Here is a 3,423-nt window from a genome sequence, read left to right as displayed (position 1 = left end):
CCAGATACCTTCGTAGCCCCACTCGGACAGCGTGTTGATGGTCTTCAGCGCATGCTCGCGATCGGCGGCCGTGGTCATCGCGCCGAAGCGAATTTTGGAATTCAGCGGCAGCAAGTTACTCATGTTTCAAACCGAGCGAAGTGCGCCGCCGTCGATGCGGATCAACGAACCCGTTACGTAGGCCGCCAGAGGACTCGCCAGGAACGCCGCGACCGCGCCGAATTCCGCGGTTGTGCCGAAACGTCCAACCGGAATCGCTTGCGCGCCGCGCTGCACTGCCTCCTCGACGGAAATCTTCTGGCGCTCGGCGGTCACGCGACTGAGTTGCACTGTGCGATCGGTGGTAATCGCGCCGGGCAAAAGGGTGTTGACTGTAATTCCGTCGCGCGCGGTCTCCGTCGCGAGCGTCTTGGCCCATCCGACAATCGCACTGCGCAGCGTGTTCGACACGCCGATCGCGGCGAGCGGCTCGACCACGCTGGTCGATGCGATGTTCAGGATACGTCCCCACTTTCGCGCACGCATATCGCCGATCAGCAAGTCGGTGATTCGAAACAGCGGCATCACCATCGCCTGGAACTGTTCCTCCCAGACTTTGCCGGACACCCCGACCACGCCGGATGGCGGCGGTCCGCCGGAATTGTTGAGCAGGATGTCGATGGCCCCCAGCTGTTTGCGCGCCGCGTTGGCAGCAGCCTCGAGGCTCGGCCAATGCGCGAGGTCCGCCGCGAATCCCGCTGCCTTGGCACCCCGCGACGAGATTTCGGAGACCGCGCGATCGAGCGCCTCCTGGCCGCGCGCAACCAGCGCGACCGCAACGCCTTCAGCCGCGAGCGCGTCGGCGACGCCGCGCCCGAGTCCCTTGCTGCCGCCGAGAATCAGCGCGGTTTTTCCTTTCAGTTGAAGATCCATGTTTTTTATTTCACCAGGCTTTGATTCTTCCTGGTTCTGCTCCTGGGATGAATTGTTTCGCCGCGACTCAGCATCGTCACATACTTTTCGATCCGTTGCTCACGCGTTTCCGGTTTCTTCGCGTCATGAACGCGATACAGGATCGCGTATCGATTGGCGCTGTCGAGTCGATCGAAGTGTCGCTTCGCGCGCGGATTGCGATCGAGCATCGACTGGAGATCTTCAGGCACCTCCGCCTTGCTCTGTGGTGCGTAGGCGACGTGCCACCGACCATCGAATTTGGCTTGCTCGATCTCCCTCATCCCTGCCGGCCGCACGCGACCCAGCTTGATCAGAGCAGTGGCCCGCTCGCGATTGAGCTGCGACCATTTTCCCTTTGGACGGCGCGGCGTGAAGCGGATCAGCCAATAGTTGGCGTCGAACTTATCCTGTTGTCCATCAATCCATCCATGACAAAGTGCGCCGTCGATTGCTTCCTGCTTCGATACGCTCGCGATTCCCGACAACGCCTTGGCCAGCTTCAACCACACACCTTTCGACGTGCGCGGTTGTGCCGCGAGCCAATCCTCCCACTCGGCGCTCGAAGCAAAAGCGCGAACCGGAAGATCGCTCCTGGTCTTCGGCGATGTCATTCGCTATGCGCTCTTCTGCGCGCCCGGCAGATAGTCGTCGAGCGGCACGCCGAAACTGTTGAGCGCCCACGAGACCAGGTTGTACTGCCCGATCGTGAAAACCGCGTCCATCATCTGCTCGATGCTGTAGCGCTCGGACAACTGCTGCCAGGTTTCTTCCGAAACGACGGACTTCTCGCGCAAATCGTCGGCAGCCTGGATCAGCGCCGCATCGTGTTTGTTCCAGCCAGCCTTCGGACCCTTGCTGATGCGATCGATCTCGTCGTCGGTGAGTCCGGCGGCCTTGCCGATTCGCACGTGCTGCTCCCATTCGTAGGGCGCCTGGTTGAGCCAGCCGATGCGCAGAATCAAAATCTCGCGGTCGCGCGCCGGCAGCGATTGACCGCCCAGAATGTAGCCGGCGAAGCGCGACCAGCTTCGCGCCAGCTTTGGATTCTGCATCAACACCCTGAAGATGTTGACGACCGCGCCGTTAACCTTGTTGCGCTCGCCCCTCTCGCGGTCCTCGGCGCTCAAAGTTGAGAAGTCGCGGAACGGGATTCGTTGTTTTCTTGAAGTCACGGGTACTCCTCCGTCGTCGTTATTGCTGAGCTTTAATCCACCTTCGCGATTTTCTCCAGCCGATCGATTCTCATTGCCACACGCGATGCGCGATTTCAGCCACCAGCCGCAGTTTCGCTTCCTGCGTCGCTTCGGGAATGGGATTGCCTTCCCAGACCGTGCCGAAACCGCATTGCGTGGACAGCGCCATTTTCTCGCGCGGAAAATATTTGCTCGCCTCATCGATCCGCTCGACGACTCCATCCGCCGATTCGAGCTCGACGCGTTTGGTCGAGATCAGCCCGAGCACCACGCTTTTGTTGTGCGGAATTTCGCGGATCGGCTCGAAGGAACCGGAACGCCAATCGTCATACTCGAGCAGGAACCGCGCGAAGTTGCCGGCGCGCTGAAAGACCTGTTTCGCGATCGACTCGTATCCGCCCTCGCCAACGTAGTAACCCTTGTTGTTGCCGCGGCACAGATGGAGCGCGAAGGTGACGCCGCTGACCTCGGCGACCGAATTGATGATGTCGATGCCCTCGGTCAGCAGCCGCTCGGGATCCATCCCACGCTCGGCGAAGTCCTCGCGCCGGCGCTCCGGATCGCACAGCATCCCGAGTTCCGGCGCGTCTATCTGGATATACTCACAGCCGAGCGCTGCAAGTTCCCGCGCTTCGGCGCGCACGATCTCAGCCGCGTCGCGAAACAGCGCGAACGGATCGGGATATGCGTCGCGCGAGTATTCCGGCGACCATCGCAGCGTCATCATCAACGGACTCGGCAACGTTACCTTCAGCGGTTTCTTCGCACGGCCTCGCGCGTACGCAAATTCTTCGTTGGTCAGCGATCTGAGTCGATGAATCCGATCCACTACGGCATACTGCACCTGGATATCGGTTTGCTCCGCCTTCTGATTCTTTTCGTGAGGCCGGCGCCAGACGCGCGTGAACGCGGGAATCGGTTTGACGCCCGAAATCACGTCGGTCAGCGGCGCGATGAAATGCGTACGCCGCATCTCGCCATCAGTGACGACGTCGACACCGCATCGCTCCTGCAACGCGATCATCTCGTCAACCGCGCGATCCTCGACCTGCTTGAAATCCGGCGTGTCGAGGTTTCCCGCTTCCCATCGCTTGCGCGCGTCCTTGAGATAGTCAGGCCGCAGCATCGAACCGATCACTTCCGCACGATATTCGGCTGCCATCACGATTCTCCTGAAACCGTTGTAGCGAATCGCACGACGTTTGGCATAATGCGCTTGCGGCGATGGAATCGTTTGACGTTGTGATCGTGGGAGCCGGAGCGGCCGGGCTGATGTGCGCGATGACTGCCGGGAACC

4 protein-coding genes are annotated in these 3,423 nt (G+C 60.9%); all 4 read right to left on the bottom strand.

The window, feature by feature from the left end; genetic code table 11:
• Nucleotides 1-126: 126 nt before the first annotated feature.
• The 4 genes from VIW95_RS12090 to VIW95_RS12075 all read right to left on the bottom strand — a co-directional run bounded on the left by VIW95_RS12090 (nucleotide 127) and on the right by VIW95_RS12075 (nucleotide 3,288).
• Complete coding sequence (locus VIW95_RS12090) at nucleotides 127-912, bottom strand: SDR family NAD(P)-dependent oxidoreductase (protein WP_331586790.1); 786 nt, start codon at nucleotides 910-912, stop codon at nucleotides 127-129.
• A 5-nt stretch (nucleotides 913-917) separates the two neighbouring features.
• Nucleotides 918-1,544, bottom strand: coding sequence for a YdeI/OmpD-associated family protein (locus tag VIW95_RS12085; RefSeq protein WP_331586788.1), 627 nt, complete (start codon nucleotides 1,542-1,544; stop codon nucleotides 918-920).
• A 3-nt stretch (nucleotides 1,545-1,547) separates the two neighbouring features.
• A complete protein-coding gene (locus tag VIW95_RS12080) occupies nucleotides 1,548-2,105 on the bottom strand; it encodes a carboxymuconolactone decarboxylase family protein (protein WP_331586786.1) in 558 nt (185 codons plus the stop codon).
• A gap of 70 nt (nucleotides 2,106-2,175) precedes the next feature.
• Nucleotides 2,176-3,288, bottom strand: coding sequence for a cobalamin-independent methionine synthase II family protein (locus tag VIW95_RS12075; RefSeq protein WP_331586784.1), 1,113 nt, complete (start codon nucleotides 3,286-3,288; stop codon nucleotides 2,176-2,178).
• Between the last annotated feature and the right edge of the window lie 135 nt (nucleotides 3,289-3,423).

Origin of the sequence: Binatus sp. (SeqCode) (assembly GCF_036522015.1) — a bacterium.
Taxonomy (GTDB): Bacteria; Desulfobacterota; Binatia; order Binatales; family Binataceae; genus Binatus.
Note: the sequence above shows the minus strand (reverse complement) of the source record. Positions and strands in the feature narration are given on the sequence as shown.